Origin of the sequence: Guptibacillus spartinae, from assembly GCF_028610625.1 — a bacterium.
Classification (GTDB): Bacteria; Bacillota; Bacilli; order Bacillales; family Guptibacillaceae; genus Guptibacillus; species Guptibacillus spartinae.
This window is the reverse complement of sequence record NZ_JAQQWU010000003.1, coordinates 1-20319: the sequence shown is the minus strand read 5'-3', so window position 1 is coordinate 20319 and position 20319 is coordinate 1. Positions and strand designations below refer to the sequence as shown.

The window sequence follows — 20319 nt, the reverse complement described above, 5'->3', positions numbered from 1 at the left end:
TTATGACGATTCATTTATCAACTTCCAGAGAGTTTCGTCTAAGAATAACAGAATTAGAATATAGCAATCTCTCCAATAAGGATTTCATTCAAGAAGTACAACGAATTTATCTTGAAGAATTCGGGGAAGTTCTTCCTGCTAACGTAGATATCTTTCACTCATCTGAGTCTATGAGACTTGAAGGAGATTCTTCAGGTTATGACGGTACAGCCATTCATTTTAAATCAAAAGAAAATGACATCAATGAAATTTTTGTTATTTCTCAGGGGTCCCAAGGATATGATGATTGGACTTATAACATTAAAGCAATGTTTGCTGGTAAAGATTATTCACAAGCGAGGATGACAAATGAATTTGTTAAAGATGTAAAAAACGAATTTCACATCTCGGAGAATGACAATACTGTCTCGGTAATTGGCCTTTCTCATTCACTAGCCCATAACAATAATACAACAGCTCTACTTTTGTACGATACATTTGATGAAGTCTATAGTGTAAATGGTGCACAAACTAATTACTATCAGTTATGGGTGGCTGATACTAACTTTCAAAGAGAAGTTTCAAAAAAGTTTTCCATTTCGCCTCATAACCTCAGTGCTATCTACAACATAGACCCCAAAGCTCTCGAAGCCTTCACCAAAGATTACTACAGTCAAAAAGCAAACAGGGTTCACCAGACCATCTCCTATGATGATCCGTTATATGGGACAAGTGGTGTCAGAGGATTTGTTACACTTGGGGACGTAGACATGATCGATACAAATCCCACTTACAATGGCATTCGAGAATTGGTTGATGAAATTCCTGATTATGTGATTGAAGACTTTCAGCAGCTTGCCATCAATTATACGGATGCCTCTAAAAAAGGTGGAAATGATCAAGTGCTTAAGGCTCTGGTAGGTTTCGATCCTGACCTATTAGAAGGCAATGCTATCGCAAATCTCTCTGGAACTTATCTGCTCGATCAATCAAAATTTAGTGATATGGTCGAAAGAATGAACGAAAAAGTTCCTAAGCTTCTCGATAATGTTCACGTTATTACGCAAAACGGAGACACCATTTTCGGGAAGTTAGTAGAAGCCAACTATATTACAACTGACCAAAAAAATGAGCTTATTAATGTTTTTGAGGAAGTAGAGAAAGATTTACAAGACATTGAGGATATTATTTGGAAAATGGATCAGATTCGCTACGATTCAGTGATTCCCCAACCACCTCCAATCGCTGGAGATGCGATCTTAGCTACCAGGCTTTATCATAATTACACGCAGATTCTCTCACATTTGGAGACTCTAAATAAAGAAGAATACAAACAACTGATGGATACGATCGTATCCAGTCATAGCATAGCTGAAATGCTTGAAGCTATGAGGTCTGGCAATAAATCATACCAGGGTACAGATATGGTCTACTCCACAAGTCAGAATGGTGAGCCCATCCTGGTGAACATATCCGCATCTCTTCGCATGTATCGAGATGGGAAATCCATCATTCAGGAAAAAGAAGAGGCCATTCGACGGTTCGAACTCGCTGTGAATCGAGAGATCGAGGAAGAATACTTAAAACAAAAGCATCAAGTTTTCACGAAAGTAAATGATATTGAGCAAAACCCCGCCCATTATAGCATGTATCTTCGAAAGCACATCTATTTCAGTCGAATAAGTAAAACCATTCGTCATATCTCTGTTCACGAATCTATTCCTCCTCTTCAAGGTGTTGATTTCGACTATGAACTGTCTGCTCTTCGAAAGCAAGTAACAAAAGGATATGACTATATTGAAAAATATCGCATAGCGATTGAAGACTTGTTTCGTGAAGATGACCGAGTTTCTAAGCTTTTTTCACTCATTTAAGGAGTCGACTAAGGAGGTTTTTTCTTGAAAGAATTACATTCGTTAACTGTAAAAGAACAAATTCTTGAATCCACAAGTTTATTATCTAAACAACAGCAACTTCAGGATGCCATTGACGACATTCATCATATCGATGAACAGTTTCTAAATATGGTACGGACTATTATCATTAGCGAAGATCAGCAAGGCGAAATTGTTAAAGCAATGGTAGAGGAAACCGAGCGTTATACGATGGCAAACCGCACGCTGCTAACAGCTTTAGAAAACCAGTCTGAACAGGCGGTAAAATCGTTAGACAGACAGGCCGACGATATAAAGGTCCAGAGTCTAACGATCACATATGAAGATACTCCTTCTGCTTAACTTCCACTAAAAAGCGTCTTACCTCATGCCATAGAAAGTAAGACGCATCCTATCTTATTCACCGTTCCCCTCTCATCCTCGCAATCACTTCTTCAATAAAAATAAAAAATACCGTTCGCGTTTTTTCAAAGGGAAGCAGGCTGCTATCCTGGTGAACCTTCGATAAATAAAAAATATAGTCTGCCATGGAGTCTAGCGTATTCACATACTCTTCTAAAACCAGCATGATCGTGGCGCCCTTCTTCTTCGTTTCAGCAAACAAATTTTCAAAAGAAGAAAATTTCCCTGTCACAGATAGAACAATGAGAAGCGTATCTTCATCCGCCAGGCGACTTGCAAAGTCCTCACTTTGTGCCACCGTTACATTTTTATCAGAGGAAATCGTTAGCTTATAGCCGAAATACTCAGCACTTATAAACGATGGACCAAGTCCGTAAATAATAATCTTTTTATATTTTTCAAAAACCGAAACAAAATCATCGATAAGCGCAGGGTCGAAACTTTCTAAGAACTGTATCAGGCGATCAATCTCACTGGATTTCTTCTGCTTTTCCGTATAAATTTGCTGGCCACTAAAGTAAAGCTTGTATTGCTTAAAGTTATCAAACCCTAATTTCCGCACCAGTTTTGATACTTTCGACGGCGACACTTCACACAGCTCAGCGGCTTCAAGAATTTTTAATTTATCGTTCGTTGCCACAACTTCCGATAGCTTGCTGTGAACGTCTTCTTCTAATTTCGTTAAATGATTTGTATCTAATTTAATCATACTCTTTCATTCCTTTCGCCTTATCCAAATACTCGCATAGCGAAAACAAGCAATTGCTATTTCCTATACGAAAATAACAATTGCTTTCTCCTACTTGCCCGATCGTGATCAACAGTTTCTACCATACTAGGATTCCCCAAGAAAGCTTATTTAAAAATCGGATAAGAAAGTTTAAAAATCTCGTCCGTATGCTTTCGCACCTGCTGCACAACGGTTTCATTTACTTTTTTATAAAACTGGTGATTCTCCCCATTTGGCTCAAACATTTTTTCTGTTCTCACCATTGTGTGAATCGCATCAGAAAAATCATCGTAAATCCCTAGATAGGTTGAAGCGCTAATTGCTGCACCTAAACAGGCGCTACTACTTCCTTTTCTACGATGAACAGGTAAATTAAATACATCAGCGAGAATCTGCAGCATGATGTCACTTTTTGAACCGCCGCCAATAACCACAACCTCGCGCAAATCTAAATCAATTTCATCTATCATCTCATCAATATTGTTTTTGATCGTAAAGGCAATCGCTTCTAGGATGGAACGATATATGTGATACCTGGAATGACGTTGATCAAAGCCAAGCATGAGCCCTTTTCGATACGGTTTATCAGGGGAAGCTAGCCAATCAAGAATTGTGATTAAGCCATCACTACCCGCAGGTACTTCCTCTGCTTTCTGGTTTAAAAACGCTTCCTCCGAAATGCCTAACTTCTCGGCTTCTGTTACAAGCTCCTCACCGATTAATTTCTTAAACCAGCTCACAGTCCATAAGCCCCGTCGAATCCCGTTTGACTCATAAACGTATTTGAATGGTATGGAGGCAAACGTAGGAAAAAAGTTTTTTGCCCCTTTAAAATAGTGATCTCTTAATAACATAGAGGAAATAAAGGTGCCGAGTGAAATCATAATGGAACGATCATTTTGAATGCCTGACCCTAGCACTTCCACCGCTTTATCGTTCGAAGTGGCGACAACAGGAATCCCTTCCGTAAATCCAAACTCCTTCGCAAGCTCGCTACGAATGGATCCAAGCTTTTCACCTGGCTTCACAAGGTTAAATAACATCTCGCGGCGCAGTCCATTTTCATGAATCACTTGATCATCATCCGACCAGTCCATTGTTTCACGATCAACCGGCCAAAACACTTCACAATTGCCCGCCGTATCGTTGGTTTCTCCCGTTAATCGCAGTCCTAAATAACCTGAAGTTGTCGTCACATACTGAACCCGATCATCTTCATGCTCGTATGGTTTAGATAATCTAGCATCCATCCAGCTAATCGCTGGATAGGCTAAATCACCGTCTTGATTTAATAATACACGACAGCAGCGGATCGTACACAAGCCAATCGCTGCAATGTCACTTGGGTCACCTGTAAAATTCGCTAAGCAATTTTTCACACCATAATAGACACTATCCCACAAATCATCATCTGGATGAATAACAACGCCTGGTTCAGGTGTTAAAGTTTCACGCAGCGCTTGTGAACCAAAGGCCACTTCATTGCCTTCCACATCATAAATGACCACTTTTGTGCTTTGTGAGCCATTATCAATACCCATAATGTACCGATTTTCCATGGTTTCCCTCCTCTTAGCTGCGAATGTACTTTTTCACTTCGCTAGGTTGTGGGAAAATCGTACCATGGTTCATGATGCCTTTTGGATCAAACGCTTCTTTTAATTTTTCAAGCATGTAATAAGCAGAGCCGTGCTCTTCTTTCGTCCATTCAGAACGGTACTTCCCGATTCCGTGGTGGTGACACATCGATCCACCCATCTTCAATGTTTCTTCGATAATAATCTGGTGAATCGGATGGTGGTAGATGCGCATTTCATCTTCAGGTGCACAATTAATTGTATAATTATAAACAAAGTACATATTCGTCCCATTTAGATAACTATGAGACGAGTGGCCGCCAAGCATTGTAAGCTCATCTGCGCGATCGAACTCATTCTTAATACGCTCAATCACATTGTTGTAAAGCTTCGGAATCGTTTCCCAATCTGCTGATACTTCAGTCGTAAAGCCATCATGAGAATTGTGATCGATCATATCCTGTACTTCTCGCTCGATTCGACTTTCATCCCAGTTTAAGTTGTTAAACCATGTTTCAATTAACGAAGAATCAACCTTTTCAACTATGCCTGACTGGAACTTCTCGACAGCTTCCTCAATTCCCGTGTTCGTTGCCTCTACAATGCCTTTAGGGCCTTCAGTCGTGAAAATCAACACGCACTTATCTTTATAAAAATGTTCAAAATGCTGTCGTGCATCTTCTTCAGAATACACGCGCGCAACAGAAGGGCGATAACCGTTTACCATTACTTCGCGTAGCACCTTAATTCCTGTTTCCACATCTTTAATCAGATAGCCGTGGAAAGAATTGTTTTCTGGCGTATATTTGAAAATTTTAACCGTGACTTCTGTAATATAACAAAGCGCGCCTTCATTCCCAATCGCAATGTGGCGAATATCTGGACCACCCGAACGTCTTGGAACGTTTTTGATTTTCGAAACCTGTCCTTCAGGAAAAACACATTCGAGCCCAACAACCATATCTTCAATCGCACCGTATAAAGTAGAAAACTGCCCAATACTTCTTGTGGAAACAAGGCCACCAAATTGTGCTACTGGCTTAGACTGCGGAGAGTGCCCAGTTGTATAGCCCAACTTACGAAGCTCATCTTCAAGCGTTTGTAGCTTCACACCAGACTGAACCGTCGCCTGCATGTTGTACGTGTCCATTTTAATAATGTCATTCATCTTAGAACCATCGATGACAATCGTGGTTTCTTTCCAGTTCTCTAGGCCACCCTCTGTGCCTGTTTTCCCGCTTCTAGGGATCACGTTAATATTGTTTTCGTTACAGAACATAAGAAGCGTTTTTACTTCTTCTGTGGAATGAGGAAAAACAATGGCAAGCGGTGCAGGAACGTCGAGTACGTTTTTCGTTTTCGCATACTTTTTGTAGCGATCGGCTGATGCATCGTATAGAGCCTCTTCACTGGTTACAATTTGTCCCTCTGAAAGTAGTGATTTCAACTGTTCTAATAGGTTTTTCATAATGTATTCTCCTTTATCGTTATCGTAGTTTAATCGAAATTATCGAACGAGATAGCCGCCATCAACGTTTAGTAACGTACCGTTTACATAGTTAGAAGCGTCAGATGCGAGAAAAACCACTGCACCCATCAGATCCTGGATATTTCCCCAGCGATTTGCTGGAATGTGGTCGAGAACACGCTGATTGCTTTCAAGGTTGTCTCTCGTACTTCTGGTTACGTCTGTTGCAAAGTATCCAGGCGCAATGCCATTGACCTGAATGTTATATTGAGCGAGTTCATCGCAATACGCTTTCGTAAATCCGGCTAAGCCATGTTTGGTCGCTGCATATGCTGGCGACCACTGACCACCTAGGTAAGAAAACAAGGAACACGTATTAATGATTTTTCCGCTTCGCTGTGGAATCATTTGTTTGGCTACTTCATGAGATAGCTCAAATGGCGCATTTAAGTTAACAGAAACCATCTTATCCCAATGCAATCTCGTAAACTTTGTCACATCTGGTTCGTTAATGTTGATTCCAGCATTGTTGACGAGAATATCGACTTGCCCAAAAACGTCTAAGCATCGATCAACAACCGCTTTACAAAAACCGTCTTCTGTAAGATTCCCAATCATTAAATGATAGTGAACGCCTTCCGCTTCAATCAATTCCTTCGTGTGGTTATCATCTTCTGCCATACTCACCGCAAAGATGTCGGCTCCAGCTTTCGCTAATGCTAGTGCAAACCCCTGTCCTATTCCTGAATTGCCTCCCGTAATGATTGCAACTTTTCCTTTAAGGCTAAAAAAGTTCATTGTAAAATCAGTGATCTGTTTTAAATCGGGGTTCATCTTCCATCGGGCCACCTTTCAGAAAATTTTAACTAGGTTCATTCTAATGCTTGGGTAAACGAATGACAAGCATTTCGCTCGAAATTTCTCTTTTTATGATGTTTTTGTATATTTCAAAGGAAAATTTTCTTCATAAATATAAAGATGTCAATTCGCTACATAATCTTTTATAGTTCAACTTTTTATGAACTACGCTTTAAAACCTATCATTATGCTTAAAAAACAGTTAAATGGGAATGAAGACATATTAATTAAACGTTTGATTAAGAATGCGTTTTCTTAATTCAATTCATTATCTCGTTAATTATTATTCTAATATATAAATAATAACTCGTCTAAGTTGCACAAATCCCTCTGTCATCATATATTCTGGTAATCTTATTCCATTGACAAAATAGTATTACCTTCTTATTTTAATAGTAAAAGCCGTTTGCGAGATAGGAGATGACAGTTATATTCAGGGGAACAAGGGAAGTAGATGCTGTTCGATGGGGCGATTCATTTAAAGTCATACGGGAAAACGGAAATTATGTCTATACTTTTTGTGAACCACAATTGTTAAAAAAGTTAGGATATACTCGAAAACAATTAATTGGAAAAACGCTATTTGATGTTCTTCCGATGCAAACCGCTATCGAGAAGCAAAACTTCTATACGAAGATATGGGATGGTCAAACACTAGAGTATGAAATCGAGTTAGAGGGGAAACTTCATCTTGTCGTTGTTCGACCAATTTATCATGAAGGGTTTGTCGAAGAAGCCATCGGTGTGTGCTTCGACTTAAACCATAAAAAAAGATTACAAACCATTAACGAAACACTTGGAAAATTGATTGTCAAACAAGGTACAGACTATTTATTTATTTCGTGTCAAGATATTGTCTTTCTTGAGCGAAAAAATAGAAAGACAAGTATTTATACTAAGGACAAGGAATACATCGTGAGCGATTCACTATCTAGCTTAATGAAATCTCTTGATGCTAGTTTTATTCTTTCGCACCGATCTTTCATTATTAATATAAAGAAAATTGAAGTCATTAAACAAACCGGTCAAAGTTATGAAGTTTGTTTTAAGGAATTGTCAAATAAAGCCAGAATTTCGAAGAGTAATCTTGAACAGCTCCCTCATTTGCCGAACTAAACCAGTATCCCTACTGGTTTTTTTATTTTATGCTTTTTTTGTCTCAGTCCAACAATCCCAATACTTAACTCAACTAAAGCTAGTTTCAATGAATTATTTTAGTGTTTTAAAGCGATTGGACGGAATAGATAATAAGTCCTATTATTTAATTACTAATGTGGGATAAATAACCACACTTGTTAAAAGAAGGGGTGATTGTTTGGACGGAATTTACCATTGCTTTCAAGCAGTATGGGATATTAAAACGTGGAAAATTTTTGGTTATGAAGCTCTTATAAGGCATGATGGCTTTGATTCTGCTATCGACCTCGTTCATATGGCTCAACAGCAGGATACCTTATTTGATTTGGAGTTAATGTCTCTATCAAAGGCCATTCAGGTTCACACTTCATTTGCCCCGTCATCGTGTTTATTTTTAAAAATTCACCCCTCTACCATCCTACATGCTGATTTCGAGAATAGAGTCGAATCTTATATGGAGACACAACAACTCGAATCACCTAGATTCATTCTAGAACTTACGGAAGGTGACTTGCTTTCAACTTCGGAAAATAACTTTTTTCTTGAGCGCATGAAATGGCTAAAAGAATTAGGATTTAAAATTGCTTTAGAAGATGTTGGTCATGACCCTGCATCTTTAAAACGATTAAACGAAATCAAGCCTGATGTTGTAAAAGTAGCTCGCTTTTTTTCAAAACACCTCTCAGAAGACGAACACAAACAAAGTATACTACGCGCCATCAGAAACGATTGTAAAGAATATGATCTTCTATTAATGATTGAAGGAATTGAACGTGCAGAAGATTTATCCATGGCAAAATTCCTTGAAATTGACTATGCACAAGGGTATTTACTAGAGGAACCGCAATGTAAGAAGAAAACGAGTGGTCGAACAGGATAGGTGTAAAAGAGGGAGGTACCGAGATGAAAAAAAGGCTAGGCGATTTAAAGATAGGTGATATCTTAGAAAAAGATATTTGGAAAGGCGATATTTTATTGCTTAAAGAAGGAAGTCAAATCACAAAACCCAAGCTAGAGAAATTAAAACGTTGGGGAGTGACTTCTATTGGGGTTACTAAAAAAACTTTTCCTCCTTTACAAGCTCCATCCAACTCCAGCTCCAAAAAGAAAAATAAAAAGACGATTTACTTTGGAAAAAATCAATTAATGGATCATGAAGTGAAACTCCGTAAATTGTTTTTTGAAACGCTTACGGAACTTGGACATGATTATCGTTATGGCCATGCCTTACAAGATACCGAGAAACTGCAATGGCTAGAAGAATCCTTTCTTACAACCATCTCCAATACGGAAGTATTTCATCTCATGATGGAGTTAAACGAATATGATTCCTATAGCTATCACCATTCCATAGATGTCTTCATGCTTAGCTCTCTTTTAGCCAAAAGACTTCATTACATAGGCAGCGAAGATTTTTCAATTGGCACAATGCTCCACGATATCGGAAAAACCGTTATCCCGACTAATCTCCTTAATAAAGAAGACACACTCTCTGATTTTGAATTTCATATGATTAAATCTCATGCTACAGAAGGATATAACCTTCTAAGAGCAAAAGGATTTCCAAAATCAATATCACGTTATTGCCGAACCCACCATGAACGAATTGATGGATCAGGCTATCCAAGGGGATTGAAAGCAAAATCTTTAACCCCGTTTGACCGGATCTTGATGATCGCTGACACGTATTGCGCCCTTACTTCAAACCGCCCATACAGTAAAAGTTATACAGCAAATGAAGCCCTTTTGATTATGCTAGGAAATTCCGAACAATTTGATCCTACAATCCTTCAACAACTTATGCTTGAAATCGGCGTTTTTCCAGTTGGTTCTGTTGTCTCATTATCAAATGGAAAAATGGCGAAAGTAGTCGAAATCAATGACTATCAACCTTTTGCCTCTTTCGTTACGTACCTTGAAGGGTTGAAGGATTCCATTCTTATTTCGAAAGAATCTACTCTTAGCATTACGAGTATCCGGTTGGATCAGTAACGAAGCAAAACCAGGGTAAAGGGCCACCACTCTCCTTCATTATCCTGGTTTGCTGCTGTTCCACATTCATTTTAATCCTTACCTCGCCACTGCCTCCTCATATGGTTGGGCAAAACGAGGGGCCAGTAACGTATATTCTAATGTTTAAAAGACAACGGCGCGCCTTGGCTTTTTTAAATCTATTTAATCTTCAATCCCACATGATCTTTAACAGTAGAATAAATGATTAACTCTTTATTTGATTGTAATGGAATGACCAAATCCTCTTCCATACGGATGGGTACTAATGTTTGTTCATAATCTTCATACATCAAGTAAAAGATGTAACCCGCCTTAGTAACGCTCTGGAAATCTCCTATTTTCATACTAATCTCCATCACGCCTGGCTCTTCTTCTTCCACTTTAAGAGCAACAACTTCGACCTCTTCAATATGCTTTCTATGCTGAAGTTTGACCCGCTCAAACGAAGGTATCTTATGGCCAGTCACTTTTAATTTCAGCTTGATCTCATTTTCAATTACCTCAACATTTGACGATTCAATCACAAATGGAATGGGCACAGTGATTTGTTTATCATCATCAACATTCACTTTATGATAAGGCCGAGATTTAATTATTTGGGGCTCTTTATTTTTTTCATTCTTCGACCAATCAATCAATTGTTCAAGTTCAAGATACTTATCCTCCATAAACAAGGTATAAATAACCTTACTAATTGGTTTAATTAAATGATCTTCAATTCGGTAAGGACGATTGTAGCCCTCAAACACGTCAATGACTTCTTGAAATTTATCATAATACATTTGTTTATCTGCACTTTTCAAAAAATGCTTTCGATCAAAAAGTCGTGTAATACTATCAAACTCAATCAAGCGGTTCACAATCATCTTTTCTTCAGAAGGCGGAAGCTTTTTATCTAATACATACTTTAACACCTTTATATTCGAATCCATTTTTTCCATAACATCCGTTTGTTTCGTAAGTGAATCATTTCCATCCATTCGATTTAAATAATAGACGGGTTCGGTAGTAGTGGAAATTTCAGGTGACTTTAACAGCACATCAATAAAAAACTGTTTGTCTTCGGCATACTTCATTTCTGGATATCGTATTTTGTTTTTCTTTAGTACATCTAATTTCATCATTCTAGCACGTGGACCAAGATGATAGAATAAGTGCTTAATTGAAAATGGCGAAACTCCTTCTCGATCTTGACTAGACTCATATCGCCCAATGATTGACTTTTTCTTTGAATCCACCTGAATGGACTTTCCAACAGCATAATTAACCTTTGTTTTTTCCATTAATTCATATAACACTTGAATGCCATCATGAGAAAGCCAGTCATCTGCATCTAGAAACATCGCGTATTTCGATTTTGCTAGATGGGCACCGAGATTTCTTGGAAACGCCGGCGTGCCTGTATTTTGCTTTAAAAAGACTGAAACAATATTAGGATATAACTTAGAGAATTTTCTCATTAAATGACGAGATCCGTCACTAGATCCATCATCTACAAGGATTAAGGTTATATTTTCGAATCCTAATGTTTGAACAATGACAGAATCAACCGTTTTTTCTAAGTAATCAAACGCATTATAAACCGGTACAATAACTGTCACTTTCTTTCGCTTATCCAACTGCTCTTTATTAATGATTTCATATGGAACTTGAGTATAATAATCATCTTCTATTTTTGACTTCAGTTTTGAAATTAAATTCATTTATTTCCCTCACAATAATATAGTGATATATTTTCTTTTTTCAAAGAAAGTAATAGTATATCATCATATCAATTAAACAGCATTATTCTGGCATCCAGCGGAAACTAAGAAGCCAGGATGAGTTCTCACCTCCTGGCTTTTTACGGTTTATTATCACTAATTCCTTTATATTTTAAAACGCCCCTGATCCACCGCCACCTCCACCTGCGCCAGTTCCCCCACCCGCACTGCCAGCAGCGGATACGGCGGTATGTTGATCGGCTTGATCAAAGCCTGATTGAAAGGTTTCAGCAAGAAGAAGATAAACCATCCAGTCATTATTAGGCGCGGCATAAGCGGACATCTTTCGTTTTCCTGCTCCAATTTGATACAGCAAAGCAGGCACTTGTTCTTCCTTATCCCACGATTTCCACTCATCACTTAGCTTAAGTGGGGTTAATTCCTCTTTCACCCTTCTTCCTTCTTCATTTAATGGGCGGTACGCAATGGCAAAAATGAGGAAGAAAACAAAAAGTAAAGTAGATGAAAACATCCAGAGAAATAGCCCATGGTAGGCAAACAAAATAATGCTTATAAAAGAGACTAGTCCGGCTATACCTGAAACCCAGCGTGTCTTCACCGCTTTTTCAGTCAGGTTATTTTGCTTATACTCTTTCCGAACCGCTTCCTTCCACATCGAGAAACTTCTTTGGTACTTCTCATGATTTTTCTTCTCTTCCACATAGCGTTCCAGATCGTCAATGTGAAACGTCGTACTAGAAGCAATGTCATCAAACAACCATTCAATTAATCTCGTTTCATGTTCATAGTCCGTCTTTCTGCTTATCAGCTCAAACTCTTCATCCGAAACTTTCTTGATCTTTCCCTTTCTCTCTAGCTCAAGTAAAGAAGCGATAACGGTAGAAGTTTTCAAGCTGCCAGCTGTAAATAAAAGCATCGCGGGTAAGCTCATGTTTGTATCAGGAAATCGTCCATTACTATTAAGCTGTCGTTCAACTTCAAATCCAGTCTGCCTTTTTCTCCAGATAGCTTGAACAATCAATCCAACCGCAGTTAGAAGTAACACACCAACAATCACGGGGGCTGCGCTACTCCATTTCTCTTTCGCTGCTATTTTTGCGGCTACTTCTGCATCCATTCTCTCTTTCTCGGCGAGAATCTGATCAAGCATCGGTTTCTCAGCTGTCAGAGAGGCTTCAGGAAATAGCGATGCATCATACGCAACGCGGATATCCCCTTTCTCTTCGCTTTGGACTTCACCAAGACGGAACACCACTGTCCCATTATCGATCGATTCAACCGTATCATAAGCTTCATCATAGCCAAAAGCCGCTTTCACTTCTGCCGGTTCAGGAGGGACAACGGTGATCGTCATCTTTTCGTAAGTAGCTTCATTACTATCATCGAAAAAAGGGTGATAAAACTGTGCCACATCTTCAAAACGTTCTACGCCTTGACTGATCGTGTAAGTCAGATCAACCGTAACGGTTTCATCAGAGCCCCCGCGGTAAACTTTGTACAGGTCTCCTTCTTTCTTCACCTTAAGTTTCGCTCCGTTTTCGGAAGCTTGAACGTTTTTTATCGTCGCGTTCTCTTTCGGAATCAGTGTTCTCGTAATGCCGTTAAAATCACCATCAAATTGATACGTATGGGTTTCGGTTACATCGACCTGACCATCCTGGCGCAACTCGGCTGTAATATCAGTGGATTCAATGGAAAAATCAACAGCCCATACATTTGTTGGAATAAGGAAGAAAAATAGAAAAATACAGAAACCTAGCATTTTTTTCATAGGCTTTCCCTTCTTTCTGGTACGTTTCACAAGTGCAATGCGATCACTATATATACGAAGAATTAGGAGAAAAGTTACAAATTAATTTTAGACTAATGAGGTTTTTTCGTACCATCTTCTCTTGTCAAAAGAGAAAAATGTTAATGCAAACGGTTGCGTAATTGTTTGATCGTAGTATATACTATTCAAAGAAAACGCTTTACCTTATTAACGAAGTGTTCCTTTAGTATCTTACTACTACTAAGGAAGAAATCCTTATAAATAAAGTGTTATCATGTTGTACATACCCTTTAAAAGGAACGTACGAAGTCACGAAACTTACAGCATATATTTTTTATCGCAAATGCAAGCGATTGCACAAATGTCATTAATTATTGGCATCATTTACGAATTAATTCATAGTACAGGAGGATAACGATGTTACAAGAACAAGTTGCCACAACCAGCGAAAAACGATATCAAAAAGAATTACCCGCTCTCCCTCTTACAACAATTTGGTTAATCAGTTTCGGTTTTTTAGGTGTTCAGATGGCCTTTTCATTGCAAAGTGCCAATATGGGACGTATTTTCCAAACGCTTGGGGCAGATCCTCATAACCTCGGATTATTCTTTATCTTACCACCACTTGCCGGATTAGTTGTCCAGCCTTTAGTTGGCTATTTCTCCGACAGGACATGGATTCCAGGACTTGGTCGCCGTATTCCTTATCTACTCGTTGGAGCGGTTGTAGCTGTTATTGTCATGTGCCTCTTGCCCAATTCAGGTAGTTTTGGATTTACGGCAGTGACAGCGATGACGTTTGGCGCCATTGCCATTCTCTTTATGGATGTCTCCTCAAACATGGCAATGCAGCCATTTAAAATGATGGTTGGCGACATGGTAAATAAGGAACAAAAAGGGTTCGCCTATTCCATCCAAAGCTTTCTATCAAACAGCGGTGCTGTGTTAGCTAGTATTTTCCCGTTTCTCTTAACGATGATCGGCATTTCAAACAGTGCTCCAAAAGGCGTTGTGCCACAATCGGTTGTGCTTTCCTTTTATGTTGGGGCTGGTGTCCTCATCGTTTGTAGTCTTATTACAGTTTGGAAGGTAAAAGAGTATACACCAGATGAATTTGCGGTTTATCATGGCATTACAAAAGAATCAACGAAGGAAAAAGTAAACGTTTTTAAGTTACTCGGAAGCGCTCCAAAAGTATTTTGGACCGTGACGCTCGTTCAATTGTTCTGCTGGATGGGTTTTCAATATTTGTGGACGTACGGCACAGGAGCCATTGCATTAAACGTTTGGAATACAAGCGATCCTTCTAGCGCGGCGTATCAAGATGCAGGAAACTGGTTTGGGATTTTAACAGCGGTTCAATCAATTGGCGCTGTCCTCTGGTCTCTCGCTTTATCTCGAATCCCTAATAACTCAAGAAAATTCTACTATGCGATTAGCTTGTTACTAGGCGGAATCGGATTTGGATCTGTCTTCTTCGTTCACAGCCAGTGGGCACTTGTGATTTCCTTTACGTTAATCGGAATCGCATGGGCAGCGATGATGACCTTCCCATTCACGATTCTAACGAATGCGCTAAAAGGAAATAACATGGGAACCTATCTTGGACTCTTTAACGGCAGCATTTGTTTGCCGCAGATCATTGCTTCATGCTTAAGCTTTGTTTTATTCCCATTGATCGGATCTTCAATGCCGTTTATGATCTTGCTTTCGGGTGTGTTTCTAGTGGTTGGGGCGTTGGCTGTTCCGATTATTAAGGAGACTTATGCGAAGTAATTGAATCAGCGGTGAATCAGCGGGACGGTTCTGTTGATTCTCCTAACTTTATAAACAAAAAACCAGGTGAACGAATCATTTGATTGATTCGTTCACCTGGTTTTTAAGTATTGTTATCATCAAAAACTTACTAGTACTCTATCATGACTCACAATCATATAACTTTCTTCGTTCTTATTTAAAGAATCACGAGAACCGTCCCAGTGATGCACCAGTGATGCATAGCTCTCCCCCTACCCCATCTTCGCCAACTGCTCATACACCTCACGCAAATTCCTAAATCCCATCTCCTGAATTTTCTTCAAATAGTGACACCAAAGCTCCGCTGTCATTTTGGCATCACCGAGTGCATGGTGGCGGTCTTTTACTTCAATTCCACAATCTTCACAGCAGTCTTCCAATTGAAACCCTTTTAGTTCAGGATTTGCAATTCGAATTAAGAAAGAAGTATCCACAATGCGATGGTCGAAATTGGCGCGCATCAAACTCCAGGTGGCATGCTGCATGAAGGCCTGTTCGTGCTTGGCATGATGCGCAACTAAGGTATGCCCTTTAATAAATTCATAAAAGCGAGCGAGGACGTCTGATAGAGGTGGCGCTGAATCGAGATCTTCTGCTGTAATGCCGGTTAAATCGGTCACCTCTTCAGAAGGAGCTGTATTTGACTGTATGAGTGAATAAAACGTCTCTTCCTTGATCGTTTCACCTGTTACCTTCACAGCTCCGATTGACAGCATCGCATCGCCTTTATTCGGATAGAAACCGGTCGTTTCAAGATCAAACACAACAACGCGTAGTTCATTTAAAGGAACTTCCAACGTGTTTTTCATTTTAATTTCTTTCTGCATCTGCCTTAGCATCGAAATATGATGAGGATTGGACTGGTCCTGTATCGAGGCGTACATGCTCGTATTCACCTTGCCGGAGAGCTGCTTTAAATATTGAACCATTTGATTCATCTTCATTTAGGAACACCCTTTTTCGATGGTCTTTGTGGTGTCATTGTATAGCTCAATTCCTGTTTTCATAATCCTTTTAAGTTCTTTCTTCTGTTCTTTCGGAAGAGAATCAATCGTTACAAAATGAACAGCTTCATAATCCTCCTGTTTTCCATAGTCTAAGCGGAATTGTAGAAGCTGTCTAAATTTATTTTTGCACTCATGATATTTTATACGACTTGTTTTGTCTGACACAGAATCGAGTCTTGCTAAAGTAGAGTTTTTCATTACTCCCTCTTTTAACGCAAGTAGTCGGACGGCATTCACGTACGGAAATAAAGCGGTTTGTTTTAAATTGATTTCTCCGGTGTGAGAACCATGCGTTTCAACGAGTATTTGTCCGAATACACCTATCCCCTTTTGAAGCCGCATCGTATTTTTTAGCATTCTTTTTAATAAGTATGGTGATTTAGCGATTTGAGTGTGAATCACACGTTTTAAATCCTTAATATGCGACTCTCGTCCTACCAACACTCTGGCATCTATAAAAATCAATAAATGGCGAATCGCTTCAAAACTTTCATCCTCCATCCAATTTTCAAGCTGCCGTTTCCACTCTTCTACAGATTTACACCAAAGTGGATTGGACGCCATTACGTTCCCATCACAGTATTCATAGCCAACAAAATACATGCCATCCGAAATTTCTTTTCCAAGCTTAAGAAAATAGTCCTGCGCCTCGTCGCTCGCAATCTCATAAACAATCCCATGATCTTGATCGCTCCATAACGCTTGCTCAAACCGACCTCCGCTTCCCATTAAAAAAAATGAAAAAGGAGACGGGGGAGGCCCCCACTCGTTTTTCACTTTCTCTAATGCACGATGCACGACTTGACCGATCAGGTGATCATGGAAATGATTCAGCTCAGAATGATCTGTGGCAACATGCTTGATTTGTTGTTGTCTCATGTTCTTTAGATCTTCATAAGTATGATCATCTTCCATATCGATAGCCCCTTTTCTTTTCGATTAACCGGACTTTGAGCTGCTTTCTCCTTGATGTCCTGATTGGTGGCGCGTTTCCAAGAATTCTGGATAACCATAGCTACCGTGCTCACTAAGATCGAGACCGATAATCTCTTCTTCTTCTGTAACACGTAAACCGTTAAGCACTTTCTTAATGATCACTAGCAGAATAAATGAAACAATAAACGCATAAGCACCACTCGCACCAACTCCAAGTGCTTGAACGCCTAGCTGCTCGAAACCGCCACCGTAGAAAAGGCCTGGCTTCCCAACAGTCGCAAGTTCTGGTGTTGCGAATAAGCCGTTTGATAACGTACCCCATACACCTGCTACACCGTGAACGGATAAAGCAAAGATCGGATCATCCACTTTCCTCTTTTCAAAAAATCGCATGCTGTAAAAGACAATGAATCCGGCAACGAGTCCAATGACAACCGCAGCCCACGTATCAACAAAAGCACAAGAAGCCGTAATTGCAACAAGTCCAGCTAATCCACCGTTTAGCATGGTTGGTACATCTGCTTTTCCTGTCACTGCCCATGCTACAACTAAGGCAGCGACGGCTCCAGCACCTGCTGCTAAGTTGGTATTCATCGCAACAAATCCAAAGAACGCAGCGTCAGCGGATAACGTACTACCCGCATTAAATCCGAACCAACCGACCCATAAAACAAGTACACCAAGTGCCGTGAATACCTGGTTATGTCCGGCAATGTTATTGGGAGAACCATCTTTATTGTATTTCCCAATTCGTGGTTTTAAAAGAATCGTTGCGGCAAAAGCGCCCATGGCACCTGTTAAGTGAACAACCGTTGAACCAGCAAAGTCCTGTTTTCCGTGCTCAGCTAACCAGCCACCGCCCCAAATCCAATGGGCAATAACCGGATAAACGAGAACTGAAAATAATACCGCAAACAGAATATACGCTGTTAATTTCGCGCGTTCGGCAAAGCCACCAAATGCGATTGTTAAGGAAATTCCTGCGAACGCTAGTTGAAATAAGAAGAAAACCGGCGCCGAGAGTCCTAAACCATCAATTTCATAACCTGAATAGAAAAAGTCTGTTAAACCAAAGAAAGCATTTCCTTCTCCGAAAATTAACCCATATCCCACTGCCCAAAAAACGAGTGAAGCAATTCCGAAAGTAAAGATTGTCTTACCAGCAATATGGCCAGCATTTTTCATTCGTGTTGAACCAGCTTCAAGTAGGATGAAGCCGCCTAGCATTAAGATCACTAGGACTGCTGAAAACATCACCCAAAGACTATTCATTAAAAACATCGAATCCATTCCAACTTCCCCTTTCATTTTTAAAAACACCAATAAACCAGTGTTTTTCAGAAAATGTGAATTTATCTGACATTTATGTTTATAAGTATTTTTGCATGAACAAAAATCGTCTTCAACAATCATGTCACATTATCTCTCTGACTATATATGAGGAGTAGTCAGGATTGATCCTTGTAGTAAGGTTGCTTCGTTCTTGGACGAAAACGAGATGATTTCTAATGTGAAAAGAAAGAATCAGCTCATTTTTATATCACATCATTACCCTTTGAGATGCTCGAGATACGGATTCACCTAGCCAATGATATACTATTTAAAATGGCCTTTTCCCTTAAGGAGGTGATATGTAAATGGCTGATATAAAGACGATTTTATTAGACCAACTTCTAGCAAACGCAAATGATCGTAGCTGGTATCTTTCATTTTCTGAAGCGGTTGATAGTCTCTCTGAATCTGATGCCTTTTGGAAACCTGACGATACGAGCCATAGTATCGCTGAAATTGTGCAGCACCTTATTTATTGGAATGAAACCTGGCAATTAAGGTATAAAGAAAATCAAGTTAACGCAGTGCCAACCATGTCTATAAATGCCAACACTTTTCTCATAAGCGACGGAGAAACCTTTTTCTCTTTGAAAGAGAAACTATTAGAGGTATTCCTGCATTGGCAGGAGATACTTGATATCAATCAACTCACTTCTACTGTTAATGGGTTTCCTGAGAAAGCGGAATGGTGGGCTATTCTATCGAACACAGCAACGCATAACGCAAACCACATTGGCCAAATCATTTATATTCGGAAAATGAAAAAATAGAAATCAACGGTTTGCTTTTGTTGATTCCTATTTCCACTTTAAATTCCCCTATTAAGATGTTCTTTCTAAATGAAACATCACTAAGGTTACTAATAATGATGATTAATCTTGTTTTGTTCATAAGTATGTCCTTCCAAACACTGATCGGTTGGTCCAATAATAATCGTTTCATTATTTAACGGCTTCAACGCTTTTCGTAACTGCTTTGGATCTAAACAATACGTATGGGCGAACACCTCGATTGGCGTTTTGGTTAGAAGATCAGAACCAAATATATATTCCGGATAAGGCGCATCAAAAATGGCGAGAAGATGGGTGTTATCTTGATAAGCCACTTCCCAATGCCACCAGCCTTGAGGAATATTCGCTACCTGACCTGGGTGGATCGTTAAGTTAACAACTTCATTCGAAAATGGATTAATCAGTGAAACACCTGCTGCACCAGTCATACAATAAACAAGTTCTGACGCATTCTGATGGTAATGTGGCTCAACGACGCGTCCCTGACTAAGATAAATATCAAGTAGAGATACGTTTCCAAGGGTATTCAGGACATCTCTCCCCAGCCGATTAATGTAATTCATTTCGTTACGCGTAAACAAGCGATTTTGATTCACGTCTGAAAAGTATTGTAGATGACTCGTATTCGGATAAGGTGCCGCCATTCGAACCACTCCCTTAGAAGTATTTTCTATATCTTATGTAAGAGAAAGGAACCCGTGATAGATGCCTAGTTTGGTTCGTGGTGAAGTCGTGATTCGCTGGGAATCGTAGGGGGGATTCGCGGCGATTCGCGGGGACGGTTCGAGACCAGTGAAAAACTAACGTTTTTTTCTTAGACTTAATAGCTAACCCTAAATAAAGAATATAATAGAAGCTTTTCAACCAAATATACATGAAAAAAGAGGACGCTATCGTAGCGA

The 20319-nt window shown here is 39.5% G+C and carries 17 protein-coding genes; 7 read left to right on the top strand and 10 right to left on the bottom strand.

Annotated features, from left to right (window positions below; translation table 11 throughout):
• Nucleotides 1-2: 2 nt before the first annotated feature.
• Both PQ511_RS06820 and PQ511_RS06815 read left to right on the top strand, forming a co-directional pair.
• Nucleotides 3-1853 (top strand): DUF6792 domain-containing protein, encoded by a 1851-nt coding sequence (locus PQ511_RS06820; RefSeq protein WP_273851163.1) that lies wholly within the window; start codon nt 3-5, stop codon nt 1851-1853.
• Between the two features lie 24 nt (nt 1854-1877).
• On the top strand, nt 1878-2216 hold the full coding sequence (locus PQ511_RS06815) for a hypothetical protein (protein ID WP_273851162.1): 339 nt from the start codon (nt 1878-1880) through the stop codon (nt 2214-2216).
• Between the two features lie 58 nt (nt 2217-2274).
• Here PQ511_RS06815 and PQ511_RS06810 read toward each other — a convergent pair whose 3' ends face one another.
• The 4 genes from PQ511_RS06810 to PQ511_RS06795 form a co-directional block, all read right to left on the bottom strand.
• On the bottom strand, nt 2275-2985 hold the full coding sequence (locus PQ511_RS06810; protein ID WP_273851161.1) for a MurR/RpiR family transcriptional regulator: 711 nt from the start codon (nt 2983-2985) through the stop codon (nt 2275-2277).
• A gap of 146 nt (nt 2986-3131) precedes the next feature.
• Nucleotides 3132-4565, bottom strand: coding sequence for an FGGY-family carbohydrate kinase (locus PQ511_RS06805; protein WP_273851160.1), 1434 nt, complete (start codon nt 4563-4565; stop codon nt 3132-3134).
• Nucleotides 4566-4578: 13 nt separating this feature from the next.
• On the bottom strand, nt 4579-6051 hold the full coding sequence (locus PQ511_RS06800) for an FAD-binding oxidoreductase (RefSeq protein ID WP_273851159.1): 1473 nt from the start codon (nt 6049-6051) through the stop codon (nt 4579-4581).
• Nucleotides 6052-6090: 39 nt separating this feature from the next.
• Nucleotides 6091-6885, bottom strand: coding sequence for an SDR family NAD(P)-dependent oxidoreductase (locus PQ511_RS06795; RefSeq protein ID WP_273851158.1), 795 nt, complete (start codon nt 6883-6885; stop codon nt 6091-6093).
• Nucleotides 6886-7329: 444 nt separating this feature from the next.
• Between PQ511_RS06795 and PQ511_RS06790 the strand changes: the two genes are divergently transcribed.
• The 3 genes from PQ511_RS06790 to PQ511_RS06780 all read left to right on the top strand — a co-directional run bounded on the left by PQ511_RS06790 (nt 7330) and on the right by PQ511_RS06780 (nt 10038).
• On the top strand, nt 7330-8025 hold the full coding sequence (locus tag PQ511_RS06790; RefSeq protein WP_273851157.1) for a LytTR family transcriptional regulator DNA-binding domain-containing protein: 696 nt from the start codon (nt 7330-7332) through the stop codon (nt 8023-8025).
• 199 nt (nt 8026-8224) lie between these two features.
• Nucleotides 8225-8926, top strand: a complete 702-nt coding sequence (locus PQ511_RS06785; protein WP_273851156.1) for an EAL domain-containing protein — start codon at nt 8225-8227, stop codon at nt 8924-8926.
• Between the two features lie 23 nt (nt 8927-8949).
• Nucleotides 8950-10038, top strand: coding sequence for an HD-GYP domain-containing protein (locus PQ511_RS06780; RefSeq protein WP_273851155.1), 1089 nt, complete (start codon nt 8950-8952; stop codon nt 10036-10038).
• A gap of 179 nt (nt 10039-10217) precedes the next feature.
• Here the strand turns inward: PQ511_RS06780 and PQ511_RS06775 are convergent, their stop codons facing one another.
• Together PQ511_RS06775 and PQ511_RS06770 are read right to left on the bottom strand one after the other, a co-directional pair.
• A complete protein-coding gene (locus PQ511_RS06775; protein WP_273851154.1) occupies nt 10218-11762 on the bottom strand; it encodes a glycosyltransferase family 2 protein in 1545 nt (514 codons plus the stop codon).
• Nucleotides 11763-11934: 172 nt separating this feature from the next.
• Nucleotides 11935-13554: a DUF2207 domain-containing protein gene (locus PQ511_RS06770; protein ID WP_273851153.1), complete on the bottom strand. Its 1620-nt coding sequence runs from the start codon at nt 13552-13554 to the stop codon at nt 11935-11937.
• A gap of 417 nt (nt 13555-13971) precedes the next feature.
• On the opposite strand from PQ511_RS06770, the gene PQ511_RS06765 reads away from it, so the two are divergent.
• Nucleotides 13972-15330, top strand: a complete 1359-nt coding sequence (locus PQ511_RS06765) for an SLC45 family MFS transporter (protein WP_273851152.1) — start codon at nt 13972-13974, stop codon at nt 15328-15330.
• A gap of 233 nt (nt 15331-15563) precedes the next feature.
• Here PQ511_RS06765 and PQ511_RS06760 read toward each other — a convergent pair whose 3' ends face one another.
• Genes PQ511_RS06760 through PQ511_RS06750 form a run of 3 tightly spaced genes read right to left on the bottom strand, consistent with a single transcriptional unit; the run spans nt 15564 to nt 18584 of the window.
• On the bottom strand, nt 15564-16295 hold the full coding sequence (locus PQ511_RS06760; protein WP_273851151.1) for an exonuclease domain-containing protein: 732 nt from the start codon (nt 16293-16295) through the stop codon (nt 15564-15566).
• Nucleotides 16296-17273: a DUF294 nucleotidyltransferase-like domain-containing protein gene (locus tag PQ511_RS06755; RefSeq protein ID WP_273851150.1), complete on the bottom strand. Its 978-nt coding sequence runs from the start codon at nt 17271-17273 to the stop codon at nt 16296-16298.
• Between the two features lie 24 nt (nt 17274-17297).
• Nucleotides 17298-18584 carry an ammonium transporter gene (locus PQ511_RS06750; RefSeq protein WP_273851149.1) on the bottom strand — a complete coding sequence of 429 codons (1287 nt, stop codon included), beginning with the start codon at nt 18582-18584 and terminating at the stop codon, nt 17298-17300.
• A gap of 347 nt (nt 18585-18931) precedes the next feature.
• Here PQ511_RS06750 and PQ511_RS06745 point away from each other — a divergent pair, with 347 nt between their 5' ends.
• Nucleotides 18932-19396 (top strand): DinB family protein, encoded by a 465-nt coding sequence (locus tag PQ511_RS06745; protein ID WP_273851148.1) that lies wholly within the window; start codon nt 18932-18934, stop codon nt 19394-19396.
• Nucleotides 19397-19485: 89 nt separating this feature from the next.
• Here PQ511_RS06745 and PQ511_RS06740 read toward each other — a convergent pair whose 3' ends face one another.
• Nucleotides 19486-20061, bottom strand: a complete 576-nt coding sequence (locus PQ511_RS06740; RefSeq protein WP_273851147.1) for a cupin domain-containing protein — start codon at nt 20059-20061, stop codon at nt 19486-19488.
• Nucleotides 20062-20319 lie beyond the last annotated feature (258 nt).